At 73.1% G+C, this 13,317-nt stretch carries 11 protein-coding genes; 5 read left to right on the top strand and 6 right to left on the bottom strand.

Annotated features, from left to right (window positions below; translation table 11 throughout):
- Positions 1-35: 35 nt before the first annotated feature.
- The gene (serC, locus tag ACIP64_RS29455; protein ID WP_360901084.1) at positions 36-1,154 is read right to left on the bottom strand and encodes a phosphoserine transaminase; all 1,119 of its coding nucleotides are present in this window, start codon (positions 1,152-1,154) and stop codon (positions 36-38) included.
- Between the two features lie 84 nt (positions 1,155-1,238).
- Here serC and ACIP64_RS29450 point away from each other — a divergent pair, with 84 nt between their 5' ends.
- Positions 1,239-4,028, top strand: coding sequence for an FAD-binding and (Fe-S)-binding domain-containing protein (locus tag ACIP64_RS29450; protein ID WP_401592492.1), 2,790 nt, complete (start codon positions 1,239-1,241; stop codon positions 4,026-4,028).
- A 15-nt stretch (positions 4,029-4,043) separates the two neighbouring features.
- On the opposite strand, the gene ACIP64_RS29445 is transcribed toward ACIP64_RS29450, so the two are convergent.
- Positions 4,044-4,616 carry a Uma2 family endonuclease gene (locus ACIP64_RS29445; RefSeq protein WP_401592490.1) on the bottom strand — a complete coding sequence of 191 codons (573 nt, stop codon included), beginning with the start codon at positions 4,614-4,616 and terminating at the stop codon, positions 4,044-4,046.
- A 130-nt stretch (positions 4,617-4,746) separates the two neighbouring features.
- Positions 4,747-5,646, bottom strand: a complete 900-nt coding sequence (locus tag ACIP64_RS29440) for an NADP-dependent oxidoreductase (RefSeq protein ID WP_401592488.1) — start codon at positions 5,644-5,646, stop codon at positions 4,747-4,749.
- A 132-nt stretch (positions 5,647-5,778) separates the two neighbouring features.
- On the opposite strand from ACIP64_RS29440, the gene ACIP64_RS29435 reads away from it, so the two are divergent.
- On the top strand, positions 5,779-6,186 hold the full coding sequence (locus ACIP64_RS29435; protein WP_360901072.1) for a helix-turn-helix domain-containing protein: 408 nt from the start codon (positions 5,779-5,781) through the stop codon (positions 6,184-6,186).
- 353 nt (positions 6,187-6,539) lie between these two features.
- Here ACIP64_RS29435 and ACIP64_RS29430 read toward each other — a convergent pair whose 3' ends face one another.
- Together ACIP64_RS29430 and ACIP64_RS29425 are read right to left on the bottom strand one after the other, a co-directional pair.
- Entirely contained in the window at positions 6,540-7,892 is a 1,353-nt protein-coding gene (locus ACIP64_RS29430; protein ID WP_401592592.1) for an MFS transporter, read from the bottom strand.
- 159 nt (positions 7,893-8,051) lie between these two features.
- Positions 8,052-8,444 carry a MarR family transcriptional regulator gene (locus ACIP64_RS29425; RefSeq protein ID WP_360901651.1) on the bottom strand — a complete coding sequence of 131 codons (393 nt, stop codon included), beginning with the start codon at positions 8,442-8,444 and terminating at the stop codon, positions 8,052-8,054.
- A gap of 199 nt (positions 8,445-8,643) precedes the next feature.
- Here ACIP64_RS29425 and ACIP64_RS29420 point away from each other — a divergent pair, with 199 nt between their 5' ends.
- A complete protein-coding gene (locus ACIP64_RS29420; protein ID WP_360901066.1) occupies positions 8,644-8,853 on the top strand; it encodes a ribbon-helix-helix protein, CopG family in 210 nt (69 codons plus the stop codon).
- Here ACIP64_RS29420 and ACIP64_RS29415 read toward each other — a convergent pair.
- Complete coding sequence (locus ACIP64_RS29415) at positions 8,823-10,283, bottom strand: NCS2 family permease (RefSeq protein WP_401592485.1); 1,461 nt, start codon at positions 10,281-10,283, stop codon at positions 8,823-8,825. The genes ACIP64_RS29420 and ACIP64_RS29415 overlap by 31 nt on opposite strands.
- A 257-nt stretch (positions 10,284-10,540) precedes the next feature.
- Here ACIP64_RS29415 and ACIP64_RS29410 point away from each other — a divergent pair, with 257 nt between their 5' ends.
- A complete protein-coding gene (locus ACIP64_RS29410) occupies positions 10,541-10,807 on the top strand; it encodes a DUF2530 domain-containing protein (protein WP_401592589.1) in 267 nt (88 codons plus the stop codon).
- A gap of 94 nt (positions 10,808-10,901) precedes the next feature.
- Complete coding sequence (locus ACIP64_RS29405) at positions 10,902-13,298, top strand: HAD-IC family P-type ATPase (RefSeq protein WP_401592483.1); 2,397 nt, start codon at positions 10,902-10,904, stop codon at positions 13,296-13,298.
- The last annotated feature ends 19 nt before the right edge of the window (positions 13,299-13,317 follow it).

Below are 13,317 nucleotides of genomic sequence, written 5' to 3'. Positions count from 1 at the left end.
GGCGCGGCGCCCACCGGCTTCGCGTACCGCTGGGGTCAGAGCCGCTCGGCGACGTAGTCGACGCAGGCGGTCAGCGCCTCCACGTCGGCCGGGTCGACGGCCGGGAACATCGCGACGCGCAGCTGGTTGCGGCCGAGCTTGCGGTACGGCTCGGTGTCGACGATGCCGTTGGCGCGCAGCACCTTGGCGATGGCGGCGGCGTCGATGCCGTCGGCGAAGTCGACGGTGCCGACGACCTGGGAGCGCTTGGCCGGGTCGGAGACGAACGGCGTGGCGTGCTCGGACTTCTCGGCCCAGGTGTACAGGCGCGAGGAGGAGTCGGCCGTGCGGGAGACGGCCCACTCCAGGCCGCCCTGGCCGTTGATCCACTCCAGCTGCTCGTTCAGCAGGAAGAGGGTGGCCAGCGCGGGGGTGTTGTACGTCTGGTTCTTCTTCGAGTTGTCGATCGCGGTCGGCAGGTCGAAGAACGCCGGGATGTGGCGGCCGGAGGCGGCGATCCGCTCGACGCGCTCCAGCGCGGCCGGCGAGAACAGCGCGAGCCACAGGCCGCCGTCGGCGGCGAAGGACTTCTGCGGGGCGAAGTAGTAGACGTCGGTCTCGGTGACGTCCACGGGCAGGCCGCCCGCGCCGGAGGTGGCGTCCACCAGGACCAGCGCGCCCTCGTCGGCGCCCGCGACGCGCCGCAGCGGCATCGCGACACCGGTGGAGGTCTCGTTGTGGGTGAGGGCGTAGACGTCGACACCGGCCTCGGCGGCCGCGTCCGGGTGGGAGCCCGGGTCGGCGGCGATCACGGTCGGCTCGTCCAGCCAGGGCGCGAGCTTGGCGGCCTTGGCGAACTTCGAGGAGAACTCGCCGAAGCTGAGGTGCTGGGACTTCCGCTCGATCAGTCCGTGCGTGGCGATGTCCCAGAACGCGGTGGAACCGCCGTTGCCGAGCACCACCTCGTAGCCCTCGGGGAGGGAGAACAGCTGCCTGATGCCGTCGCGCACCTGGCCGACCAGGTTCTTCACCGGAGCCTGCCGGTGAGAGGTGCCCAGCAGCGAGGTGCCGGTCGCGGCCAGCGCGTCGAGCGCCTCCGGCCGCACCTTGGAGGGGCCCGAACCGAAACGTCCGTCGGCGGGCTTGATGTCAGCGGGGATCTGGATCTCGGCCACGTTCGCAGCGTAGTGCGTTACGGCGTGGTTTCGGGGAGTAGTCCACGCGGTGAGACATGCGCGGCGGTGGGGCAGGCTGGGGGCATGACGGAGGATCTGCGCCGGGCGCTGGAGCGGGCCGTACGGGGCGAGGTCGCCTGCGACCCGCAGAGCCGGGCGCTGGTCACGATGGACGCGTCCAACTACCGGCGTGTCCCGCTGGCCGTGGTGGCGCCGCGGGACGCGGAGGACGTGGCGGCGGCGCTCGCGGTGTGCCGGGAGCACGGGGTGCCGGTGGTCCCGCGCGGCGGCGGCACGTCGATCGCGGGACAGGCGACGGGGACGGGGGTCGTCCTCGACTTCACCCGGCACATGCACCGGATCGTGTCACTGGACCCGCACGCGTTGACGGCCCGCGTGCAGCCCGGTGTCGTCCTGGACGACCTGCGGCGCGCCGCCGCCGACCACGGACTGACCTTCGGCCCCGACCCGTCCACGCACGCCCGCTGCACCCTCGGCGGCATGATCGGCAACAACGCCTGCGGCACGCACTCGGTCGCCTGGGGCACCACCGCGGACAACGTGCGCGGACTGGAGGCGCTCACCTACGGAGGCGACCCGCTGCGCACCCGCGACCCGGTCCGGGCGGACGTGCGGGCCTTCGCCGACGCGCATCTGGCACTGCTGCGCACCGGGTACCCGCAGGACCTGCCGCGCCGCATCTCCGGCTACGCCCTGGACGCGCTGCTGCCCGAGCGGGGCCGCGACCTGGCCCGCGCCCTGACCGGCAGCGAGGGCACACTCGCGGTCGTCACCGAGGCGGAGGTGCGGCTGGTGCCGGCGCCGCCGGTGCGGGTGCTCCTCGTCCTCGGCTACCCGGACGAGGGCGCCGCCGCCGACGCGGCCCCGGCGCTGCTGCCGTACGGCCCGCTGACCGTCGAGGGAATGGCCGCCGACCTGGTCGGCGGCCCCACGGGCGGCCGGAACGAGCTGCTGCCCGAGGGCGCGGCCTGGCTCTTCGTGGAGATGCCGGGCGTCGGCGAGGCCAACGCGCTGCGCCGGCTGGCGGGCGCCGACGGCGCCCTGGCCTCCGCGGTCATCACCGATCCCGCCGCGCAACGCGCCCTGTGGCGGCTGCGGGAGGACGCGGCCGGCACGGCGACGCGCATCAGGACCGGGCCGGACGAGAGCACCGAGGCGTGGCCCGGATGGGAGGACTGCGCCGTACCACCCGCCCGGCTGGGCGCCTACCTGCGGGACTTCCGCGCCCTGCTGGCCTCGCACGGGCTGCGCGGCGCCCCGTACGGGCACTTCGGCGACGGCTGCATCCACGTGCGCATCGACTTCGACCTGGTGCGCGACGCGGGCGTGGCGCGGTTCCGCCGTTTCTCGGAGGACGTGGCCGGCCTGGTGGTGGCGCACGGCGGCTCGCTGTCCGGCGAGCACGGGGACGGCAAGGCGCGCGCGGAGCTGCTGCCGCGCATGTACGGGCCCGAACTGGTCGGCCTGTTCGGCCGGTTCAAGGACCTGCTCGACCCGGCGGGCGGCCTCAACCCCGGCATGCTGGTGCGGCCGGAACCGCTGGACACCGGCCTGCGGTTCGCCGTGCTGCCCAAGGAGCCCGTCGAGGTGGCCTTCGGATATCCGCACGACGGCGGGGACTTCGCCACGGCCGTGCGCCGCTGCGTCGGCGTCGCCAAGTGCCGAGAGGCCGAACCGCCGCAGGGCGCGGGCGTGATGTGCCCCTCGTTCCGCGCGACGGGCGAGGAACGGCACTCCACCCGGGGCCGGGCCCGCCTGCTGCACGAGATGCTGGCGGGCGAGGTCGTCACGGACGGCTGGCGCTCACCGGAGGTCCTGGACGCGCTGGACCTGTGCCGGTCCTGCAAGGGCTGCCGCAGCGACTGCCCGGTGGGCGTCGACATGGCCACGTACAAGGCCGAGTTCCTGCACCACCACTACCGGCGGCGCCTGCGGCCCGCCGCCCACTACGCGCTGGGGCGCCTGCCGGTGTGGCTGCGCGCGGCCGGCCCCTTCGCGGGCACGCTCAACGCGCTGGCCGGGGTACGCCCGCTGGCGGCGCTGGCCCGGCGGGCGGCCGGCATCGCGCCGGAGCGGGCACTGCCGCGGCTGGCCGAGGAGTCCTTCACCCGCTGGTGGCGGCGGACGCACCGGCCACCGGGCCCCCCGGCCGCGGGAGATCTTCTCCTGTGGCCGGACACCTTCACCGACCGCCTGTCCCCCGCGACCGGCCGGGCCGCGGTGCGCGTCCTGGAAGCCGCGGGGCTCCGGCCGGTCCTGCCCCCGCGGGCCGTCTGCTGCGGCCTGACCTGGGTCTCCACCGGCCAGCTCGACCAGGCCCGTGCCGTCATGCGGCGCACGGTGGACCGGTTGCGGCCGGTCCTCGGCGCCGGGCTGCCGGTGGTGGTGCTGGAGCCCAGCTGCGCGGCCGCGCTCCGCACCGACCTGCCCGAACTGCTCGGCACGGACGACGCCCGCGCGCTGGCCTCCTCCGTGCGCACCTTCGCCGAGGCCCTGGAGGAGTTCGCCCCCGGCTGGGCCCCGCCCCGGCTCGCAGCGCCCGTCGCCGGTCAGACGCACTGCCACCAGCACGCCGTCCTCGGCGACGGCCCCGACCGCCGGCTGCGGGCCCGCGCCGGCCTCACCGGGGAACTCTCCGCCGGCTGCTGCGGTCTCGCGGGCAACTTCGGCTTCGAGCGCGGCCATTACGACCTCTCCGTCGCCTGCGCCGAGGAGCAGCTGCTGCCCGCGCTGCGCGCCGCCCGCCCCGGCACCGCCGTCCTCGCCGACGGCTACTCCTGCCGCACCCAGATCGCCCAGCTCGCGGGCGTACCCGCCCGGCACCTCGCGGAGGTGCTGGCCGACGGGCTGTGACGGCGGGGCGCGAGCTCAGAACTCCGTGGTGTCCAGGTCCAGACCGAAGGGCTCGGGAAGACGCAGCGGTGTGCCGAAGGGATGCGGACCGTCCACCACCTGGTAGCCGAGCTCTCCCGGCTCCGCGTACAAGGTGCAACTGCGCTCCTGCCGGTCGACAAGGAGGTACAGCGGGGCGCCGTACTCGGCGTACCGGCGGCGTTCGACGATCCGGTCGGTGTCGCCGTTGGACTCCGAGGTGACCTCCACGACCAGCAGGGTCTGATCGGGCAGCAGTGCCCGCGCTCCCTTGGCGAGTTCACGGGGCACCACGGTCAGATCCGGTACGTACCAGTTGTTCGACCCGGGAAGATCGAGATTGCCCGAACCCGCGATGCACCCGAGCACGCGAAGGGCCGGCCGAATCTGCTCCCGGACCCTGTCCGCGACGTCTTCGTGGTCCCAGGTCGGCGGCACTTGATCGATCACCCCCTCGACCAGCTGCACCCGGTCCCCCCGCATGTGCTGGATCGCGAACTTCAGTGCGGTCTCCGGGTCGTCGGCGACGTAGGAGTGCCCTGCGGGGCCCGAGTGGGGCTGAGAGCTCATCGGTCCTCCAGGGGCCGCACGTACGACTGACGACAGCTCCGATTCTCACGCAGCCGCCGCCCTCCCGTCGCGCCCCGATCGCACATTCACTCGAAACGATGAAGCCGCGCCCGTCGCCGCCGGCCCCCGGTCACGGCACCAGCACGAGCCTGCCCCGCAGGCCCCCCTCCGCGAGGCGCGCGTGCGCCTTGGCCGCCTCCTCCAGGGGGTAGGTGTCGGCCACCCGGGTGGTGAGCACGCCCCGGTCCACGAGCGCCGCCAGCTCCGCGAGGCGGGCGCCGTCCGGGCGGACCTGGACGGCGGCGACACGGACGCCGCGTTCGGCGGCGGGGATCGCGTCGGGCCGGGTGGTGACGTAGGCGCCGCCGTCGCGGACGGCGGCCAGGGCGGGACCGCCGAGCGCCGCCGCGTCGAGCGCCGCGTCGACCCGGACGCCGTCCAGGGACGACACGGCCTCGTCCGCCCCCAGCTCCCTCAGCAGCGGCGCGTCGCCGCCGCGGGCCAGGGCGACGACGCGCAGCCCCGCGTGGTGGGCCAGCTGCACGGCGAAGCCCCCGACCGCGCCCGCGGCGCCGGTGACCAGCAGGCGGTCGCCCGGCCGGGCGCCGAGCAGGCCGAGCGCCTGGTCGGCGGTGGGGGCGTTGACCGGGACGGTGGCGGCGTGGACGAGGTCGACGGACGAGGGGGCCGCGGCGACGGCCTCCGCGTCGAGCACGACGTACTCGGCGTGGGCCTTGAGCCGGCCCGACCCGCTCACCAGACCCACGACGGCCGCGCCCTCCGCGAAGCCGGGGACCCCGGCGCCGAGCGCGTCGACCGTCCCGGCGACGTCCCAGCCCAGGCCGAGGAACTCGCCGGGCCCCAGTTCCCGGGGCCCGAACAGTCCGGCCCGGGTGGCGAGATCGGCGGGATTGAGACCGGCCGCGGCGACCCGGATCCGGACCTGGCCCGGTCCCGGCTCGGGCAGCGGCGCCTCGACGACCTCCAGCACCTCGGGCCCGCCGAATCCCCTGATCACAACAGCGCGCATGGCGGAAACTCCCTGTTCTCAACGGTGTGCGGCGGCTGATCCCGCCCACCGCAAACCTAGGGAGAGCTACTCTCTTCTGGTAAGTACGTACCCGGAAGTGCGTACCGTACCCGGAAGTCCGGAGGGAGCCCCATGGCGACGACCACCGCGGCCCAGCGGCGCGAGGAGGCCCGCGCGGTCTACAACGCGTTCATGAAGGGCTGCCCGACGAACGAGCTGCTCGCCCGGATCAGCGACAAATGGGCCGGCCTGCTGCTCTCCGCGCTGGAGGCCGGCCCGCAGCGGTACAGCGACCTCGGCCGCCGCATCCCAGGCGTCAGCCAGAAGATGCTCACGCAGACCCTGCGCACACTGGAGCGCGACGGCCTGGTCTCGCGGACCGTCACACCGTCCGTCCCCGTCCGGGTCGACTACGCCCTCACCCCGCTGGGCGCGAGCCTCGCCCTGCTGTTCTCCGCCGTGAAGAACTGGGCGGAGGAGCACATCGAGGAGGTCTTCGAGGCCCGCGACCGCTACGACGCCGGGACGCCCGCGTCCTGAGCGGGCCGTCCCGGCACCCACCGGACCGGGCACGGGGCCGGCTCCTGCGCCGGTCCCGGTGCGGGTCGACCACGCCCTCGCCCCGCTGGGCGCGAGCCTGGCCCCGCGATCGCCACGACGCCGGGACAGCCGCGTCCGTCGACCGCGGCCCTGGCGCCGGCCGCCGCGGCGCCCACCGGACCGGGAGGGCCGGCGACGGTCCGCGTCGCAAGCCTGCCGACCACCTGTCGCTCTGGAGGGCGTCATCGGCGCGCCGGACGCGACCCGGTCGGCCGCGCCGAGGGCGCCGCCGCCCCGGGCACGGGGCCGACCGCTGGTGCGGGCCGAGCCGATGCGGCGGGCCCGCGCCGCGCTCAGGCGGTCACCGACTCCCTCGGTACCAGCTCGATCAGCTTGTGGTCCTTGCCCCGGTGCAGGTCGATCCTGAGCCGGAGGCCGCCCAGCCGGGCGAGGAACACGCCCACGGAGACGGCCGCCAGCGCCGCGACCAGGCCGCCCGCGAGGAAACCGGTCCTGGCGCCGAACTCGTCGGTCACCCATCCGACGAGCGGGCCGCCGAGCGGGGTGCCGCCGACGAAGACCATCATGAACAGGCTCATGACGCGACCGCGCATGACCGGGTCCGTCGCGAGCTGCACGCTGGCGTTCGCGGTGGTGTTGAACGTCAGCCCGAACATGCCGATCGGCAGCATGAGCACCAGGAACACCCAGTACGTGGGCGACAGCGCGGCCACCATCTCCAGCGCGCCGAAGCCGAACGCGGCCCCCACCAGCAGCCGCAGCCGTGTGCTGCCGCGCCGGGCGGCCAGCAGCGCGCCGATGACGGAGCCGACCGCGAGCACGGAGTTGAACAGGCCGTACATCCCCGCGTCGCCGTGGAAGACGTGGTCGGCGAAGGCGGTCAGCCAGATCGGGAAGTTGTAGGCGAAGGTGCCGATGAAGCCGACCAGGACGATGGGCCAGATCAGTTCGGGCCGGCCGGCCACGTAGCGCAGGCCCTCGCGCAGCTGGCCCTTGCCGCGCGGGGCGGTGGGGACGGCGTACAGGTCGGAGACGCGCATCAGCAGCAGCCCGGCCAGCGGCGCCAGGAAGGACAGGCCGTTGAAGAGGAAGGCCCATCCGCTGCCGACCGCCGTGATCAGCACACCGGCGACGGCGGGGCCGATGAGCCGGGCGCTCTGGAAGTTCGCGGAGTTCAGCGAGACGGCGTTGCGCACGTCGGCCGGTCCGACCATCTCCACCACGAAGGCCTGCCGCGTCGGGTTGTCGACCACGGTGACCATGCCGACGCCGAACGCGATCGCGTAGACGTGCCACACCTGCACCGTGCCGGAGAGCGTGAGCGCCGCCAGCAGCAGGCCGAGCGCGCCCATGGTGATCTGGGTGCCCAGCAGGATCCGGCGCTTGGGGTAGCGGTCGGCGATCACGCCGCCGTAGAGCCCGAAGAGCAGCATCGGCAGGAACTGCAGCGCGGTGGTGATGCCGACCGCGAAGGAGGAGCCGGTCAGGCTCAGTACGAGCCAGTCCTGCGCGATGCGGGACATCCATGTCCCGGTGTTGGAGATCAGCGCGCCCGAGGCGAAGAGCCGGTAGTTGCGGTTGCGCAGCGAGCTGAAGGTGCCCCCGCGGGCGGGGGCGGGCGGCCCTGCGACGCGGGACGCCTCCGCGGCGCCCGCGGCGGTGTCGGCGCCCGCCGGGTTCGCCAGGTCGGCGGGGTCGGCGGCGCCGGCAGCGGCATCGTGAGCTGCCTGGCCGGGGGGTCCGGCGGAATCGATGGACCCGCCCTCGTCGGGCGCGGGACCGGGGGTGGTCGGTTCGGGTGCGGCGTCAGATGCGGCTGCCGAACTCAATCGGGTTTCGCCTCCTCATCGAGGGCTGATGTCGGAGTGGGCGAGCTTCTCCAGGACGGGCGCCGCGGCGCGGAGCGCGGCGCGCTCGTCGTCGTCCAGCCCCTCGATGAGCTGCGCGAGGAAGGCGTTCCTTTTGGCCCGGCTCTCCTCGAGCATCGCTTCGGCAGCCTCGGTCTGCCGGACGACGACCTGGCGGCGGTCGTCCGGGTGGGGGTCCCGGTGGACCAGGCCCTTGGACTCGAGCATGGCGACGATGCGGGTCATCGACGGCGGCTGGACGTGCTCCTTGCGGGCCAGCTCACCGGGTGTGGCGGAGCCGCAGCGGGCCAGGGTGGCCAGCACCGCCATCTCCGTGGGGCTCAGCGACTCGTCGACTCTCTGGTGGCGGAGACGACGGGACAGCCGCATCACGGCGCCGCGCAGCGTGTTCACCGCTGTGCGGTCGTCCTCGGACAGTTCACTCACGTTACTTAGCCTAGCTCATTACTTATGCTAAAGAAAGTCAGGCCTCCCGCGCCAAACGCATTCGTGAGCGAACTCACCCATCCGGGTGAGTTCCGCCCTGAAATCGACGCACGCACGACCGATCGGCGCGGACCCTGGCCCCATGGCTTCGAGAGTGCTCAGCATGCGCATAGACGGGGACTTGCTGGACCGTCTCCAGGCTCACGCCGCGAAACGCGGAATGAGCGTCCAGGACTACATAGTCCGGACGCTCATTCGCGACGACTTCGACGAACGCCTCAAGGCCTCCGTCGACGAGACCGAGCAGTTCTACGCCGACGGCTACGCCAGCCCCAGCGCCGGCATCAGGTAGTAGAAGACGAAGACACCCGCCACCACGTACAGCGCCGCCGGCACCTCGCGGCCGCGCCCCGTCGCCAGCCGCAGCAGGCAGAAGGTGATGAACCCGATGCCGATGCCGTTGGTGATCGAGTAGGTGAAGGGCATCAGCAGCATGGTCAGGAACGCCGGGACGGCGATCGTGAAGTCGCTCCAGTCGATGTCCCGGACCGCGCCCGCCATGATCAGGAAGCCCACCGCCACCAGCGCGGGAGTCGCCGCCTGGGCGGGGACCATGGTGGCCAGCGGGGTGAGGAACAGCGCCACCACGAAGAGCAGACCGGTGACGACCGACGCGAGCCCGGTGCGCGCGCCCTCGCCGGCACCCGCGGTGGACTCCGCGTAGCAGGTGTTGGCCGAGCAGGACGTCAGACCGCCGGCCGCGGTCGCGATGCCGTCGACCATCAGCACCTTGCTCATCCCGGGCAGGTCGCCCTTCTCGTCCAGCAGGTGCGCCTCGTCGCTCACGCCGAGGATGGTGCCCATCGCGTCGAAGAAGCAGCTCAGCAGCACGGTGAAGACGAAGAGCAGACCGGTGACGACGCCGACCTCGCCGAAGCCGCCGAACAGGCTCACCTTGCCCAGCAGCCCGAAGTCGGGGGTGGAGACCGGGTTGCCCGGCCAGTGCGGCACCGTCAGGCCCCACGCGCCCGGCGTGATGTGCGCGACGGCGTCCACGACCAGCGCGAGCACGGTCATCGCCACGATGCTGATGAGGATCGCGCCGGGGACCTTGCGGGCGAGCAGGGCCAGGGTGACCAGCACGCCGAGGATGAAGATCAGCACCGGCCAGCCGAGCAGATGCCCGTTGCCGCCGAGCTGGAGGGGCACGGTGGTGTGCGCGGCGTCCGGGATGCGGGAGACGAAACCGGAGTCGACCAGGCCGATCAGCACGATGAACAGGCCGATGCCGATGGCGATCGCCTTGCGCAGCCCCAGCGGGACCGCGCTCATGACCCGCTCGCGCAGGCCGGTGGCGACCAGCACCATGATCGCCAGGCCCGCGAGGACGACCATGCCCATCGCGTCCGGCCAGCTCATCCGGGGCGCGAGCTGGAGCGCGACGATGGTGTTCACACCGAGGCCGGCCGCGAGCGCGATCGGCACGTTGCCGATGACGCCCATCAGCAGGGTGGTGAACGCGGCGGTCAGGACGGTGGCCGTGACGAGCTGGCCGTTGTCGAGGTGGTGGCCGTACTTGTCCACGCCCGAGCTGAGGATGATCGGGTTCAGGACGATGATGTAGGCCATCGCGAAGAAGGTGGCCAGTCCGCCGCGGATCTCGCGGGGGATCGTGGACCCCCGCTCGGAGATCCGGAAGAACCGGTCGAGCGCGCCGGGGGCGGTCGCCGGGGGCGGGGTCGGGGAGCTGGACACGACCTTTGCGGTGGTCGACGGCGACATGCGGGTCCTTGCGTGGGGGGATCGGGCCGGATTGATCGGGCTTACTTGGATGTTCCTACGAATGATTCACGTCATGCGTGGATGGTTTCAGTATGAACATATGAACGGCTTCCAGGCTATCTCCGCGCGTAGACCCCCTGGCGGGCATGGGTAGGCTGTGCGGTATGAGCAGCAGCGAGCCCGGCACCCACCACCGCACCGCGGGCACAGACGGCACGGACGGCACCAACCGGCCGGCCACGGGCACGAAGGCACCCTTGCGCGAGGCACCGGCGCCGCTGGAGGCCAACGACGTGGCGACCGTCACCGTCGGCACCGTCGTCTGGTTCGCGCTGTTCCTCCTGCAACTGCCCTTCTACGGCTGGTACGCCGACCACGGGCACGCCTGGATCATCTGGACCTGCCTGGCCGGCGGCGGTCTCGGCCTGATCGGCCTCTGGTACGTCCGCGCCCGCCGGGACGCCATCGCCCGGGCCCGGGCCGCCGGACAGACCGGCGAGCCGGAGCACGCCGAGCACGCCTGACCTCCTCCCCCGGGAGGACGACGGCCCCGGAGACCTCCCGGGGACGCACCGCCCCGCGACGCGTCCCCGGCGATCCGCACGTACCGTCGAACCCATGACGGACCGCACGGGAACAGAGGCACGGGACTCCGCGAACGCCCTGCCGCGGGCACTGCGGGGGCTGACGGGTGCCGAGGTCGCGGAACGGGTGGCACGGGGCGAGGTCAACGACGTCCCCGTGACGTCCTCGCGCTCGCTGGCCGAAATCGTGCGGTCGAACATCTTCACCCGCTTCAACGCCATCATCGGCGTGCTCTTCCTGATCATCCTGGTGGTCGGCCCCATCCAGGACGGGCTGTTCGGCTTCGTGATCATCGCCAACACCGGCATCGGGATCTTCCAGGAGTGGCGCGCCAAGAAGACCCTCGACGGCCTCGCCGTCATCGGCGAGGCCAAACCGGTGGTCCGCCGGGACGGCGTCCCGACACGCGTCCCCACCTCGGGGATCGTGCTCGGTGATCTGGTGGAGCTCGGACCCGGCGACAAGGTGGTGGTCGACGGCGAGGTCGCCGAGGCCGACAACCTGGAGGTCGACGAGTCCCTGCTCACCGGGGAGGCCGACCCCGTGGTCAAGCACCCCGGCGACCCGGTGATGTCCGGCAGCTTCGTCGTCGCCGGCGGCGGCGCCTTCACCGCCACCAAGGTCGGCCGTGAGGCGTACGCCGCGCAACTGGCCGAGGAGGCCAGCCGCTTCACCCTCGTCCACTCCGAACTGCGCAGCGGCATCAGCCGGATCCTCAAGTACGTGACCTGGATGATGGTCCCGACCGCGATCGGCCTCATCGTCAGCCAGCTCGTGCTGGAGACCAGCGACTGGCGCGAGGCCGTCCGCCGCATGGTCGGCGGCATCGTGCCGATGGTGCCCGAGGGACTGGTGCTGCTGACCTCGGTGGCCTTCGCGATCGGTGTGGTCCGGCTGGGCCGCAAGCAGTGCCTGGTGCAGGAACTGCCCGCGATCGAGGGACTCGCCCGGGTCGACGTGGTGTGCCTGGACAAGACCGGCACGCTCACCGAGGGCGGCATGGACGTCTCCGCGCTGCGCCTGCTGGACGGCCTGCCCGAGCCGTACGTACGGCAGGTGCTGGGCGCCGTCAGCGCCTCCGACCCGCGGCCCAACCCCACGCTCGCGGCGGTCGCCGAGGCCTACCCCGCCCCCGGTGACGGCTGGCACGTCACGGAGGCACTGCCGTTCTCCTCCGCCCGCAAGTACAGCGGCGCCGCCTTCACCGAGCCCGACGGCGACAGCAGCACCTGGCTGCTCGGCGCCCCCGACGTGCTGCTCCCCGGCGGCGACCGCGCCCTCGCCGAGATCGACGACCTCAACGCCCAGGGGCTGCGCGTCCTGCTGCTCGCCCGCGCCCGCAAGGGGCTGGCCGACCCCGCGGTCACCGCCTCGGTGACCCCCGCCGCGCTCGTGGTGCTGGAGCAGCGGCTGCGCCCCGACGCGGGGGACACACTGCGCTACTTCGCCGAGCAGGACGTGCAGGCCAAGGTCATCTCGGGCGACAACGCGGTCTCGGTCGGCGCGGTCGCCGGCAAGCTGGGCCTGCCCGGCGCGCACGCCCCGGTGGACGCCCGCCGGCTGCCGGCCGACCGCGGCGAGATGGCGGCCGTCCTCGACCGCGGCACGGTCTTCGGGCGCGTCACGCCGCAGCAGAAGCGGGACATGGTGGGCGCGCTCCAGTCACGCGGCCACAACGTCGCGATGACCGGCGACGGGGTCAACGACGTGCTCGCGCTCAAGGACGCCGACATCGGCGTCGCCATGGGCTCCGGCTCCGAGGCCACCCGGGCCGTCGCGCAGATCGTCCTGCTGAACAACAGCTTCGCGACCCTGCCCTCGGTCGTCGCCGAGGGCCGCCGCGTCATCGGGAACATCACGCGCGTCGCGACGCTCTTCCTCACCAAGACGGTGTACTCGGTGCTGCTCGCCCTGCTGGTGGTCATCTGGCACGCGCCGTACCCGTTCCTGCCCCGGCATCTGACGCTGCTGTCCACCCTCACCATCGGGGTGCCCGCCTTCTTCCTGGCCCTGGCCCCCAACAAGGAGCGGGCCAAGCCGCAGTTCGTGCGGCGGGTGATGCGGTACTCGCTGCCGGCCGGGGTGATCGCGGGTGTCGCCACCTTCGTGACGTACCTGCTCGCCCGCCACCACTACCAGGGGCCCGACACGCTCCCCGCCGAGACCAGCGCGGCCACGCTGACGCTCTTCCTCATCGCCATGTGGGTGCTGGCGATCGTCGCCCGCCCCTACACCTGGTGGCGGATCGTGCTGGTGCTCGCCATGGGAGCGGCCTTCCTGGTCGTCCTGGCCGTCCCCTGGCTCCAGGACTTCTTCGCCCTCCGCCTCGTCGGCACCCAGGCCCCCTGGACCGCCGTCGCCGTGGCGGTCGCGGCGTCGGCGGTCCTGGAAGTGGTGTGGCGCCGGGTGTCCCGGACGGACGACGCCTGAGGCACCCGGCGCCGTGACG

Origin of the sequence: Streptomyces sp. NPDC088733, from assembly GCF_044751185.1 — a bacterium.
GTDB lineage: Bacteria > Actinomycetota > Actinomycetes > Streptomycetales > Streptomycetaceae > Actinacidiphila.
Note: the sequence above shows the minus strand (reverse complement) of the source record. Positions and strands in the feature narration are given on the sequence as shown.

Bases quoted from the DNA above. Each gene is read 5' to 3' on its own strand.
- ACIP64_RS29420 (WP_360901066.1), top strand. From the start codon at position 8,644: ATGGCTTCGAGAGTGCTCAGCATGCGCATAGACGGGGACTTGCTGGAC.
- ACIP64_RS29450 (WP_401592492.1), top strand. From the start codon at position 1,239: ATGACGGAGGATCTGCGCCGGGCGCTGGAGCGGGCCGTACGGGGCGAG.
- ACIP64_RS29445 (WP_401592490.1), bottom strand. From the start codon at position 4,616: ATGAGCTCTCAGCCCCACTCGGGCCCCGCAGGGCACTCCTACGTCGCC.
- ACIP64_RS29425 (WP_360901651.1), bottom strand. From the start codon at position 8,444: ATGCGGCTGTCCCGTCGTCTCCGCCACCAGAGAGTCGACGAGTCGCTG.
- ACIP64_RS29440 (WP_401592488.1), bottom strand. From the start codon at position 5,646: ATGCGCGCTGTTGTGATCAGGGGATTCGGCGGGCCCGAGGTGCTGGAG.
- ACIP64_RS29405 (WP_401592483.1), top strand. From the start codon at position 10,902: ATGACGGACCGCACGGGAACAGAGGCACGGGACTCCGCGAACGCCCTG.
- ACIP64_RS29415 (WP_401592485.1), bottom strand. From the start codon at position 10,283: ATGTCGCCGTCGACCACCGCAAAGGTCGTGTCCAGCTCCCCGACCCCG.
- ACIP64_RS29435 (WP_360901072.1), top strand. From the start codon at position 5,779: ATGGCGACGACCACCGCGGCCCAGCGGCGCGAGGAGGCCCGCGCGGTC.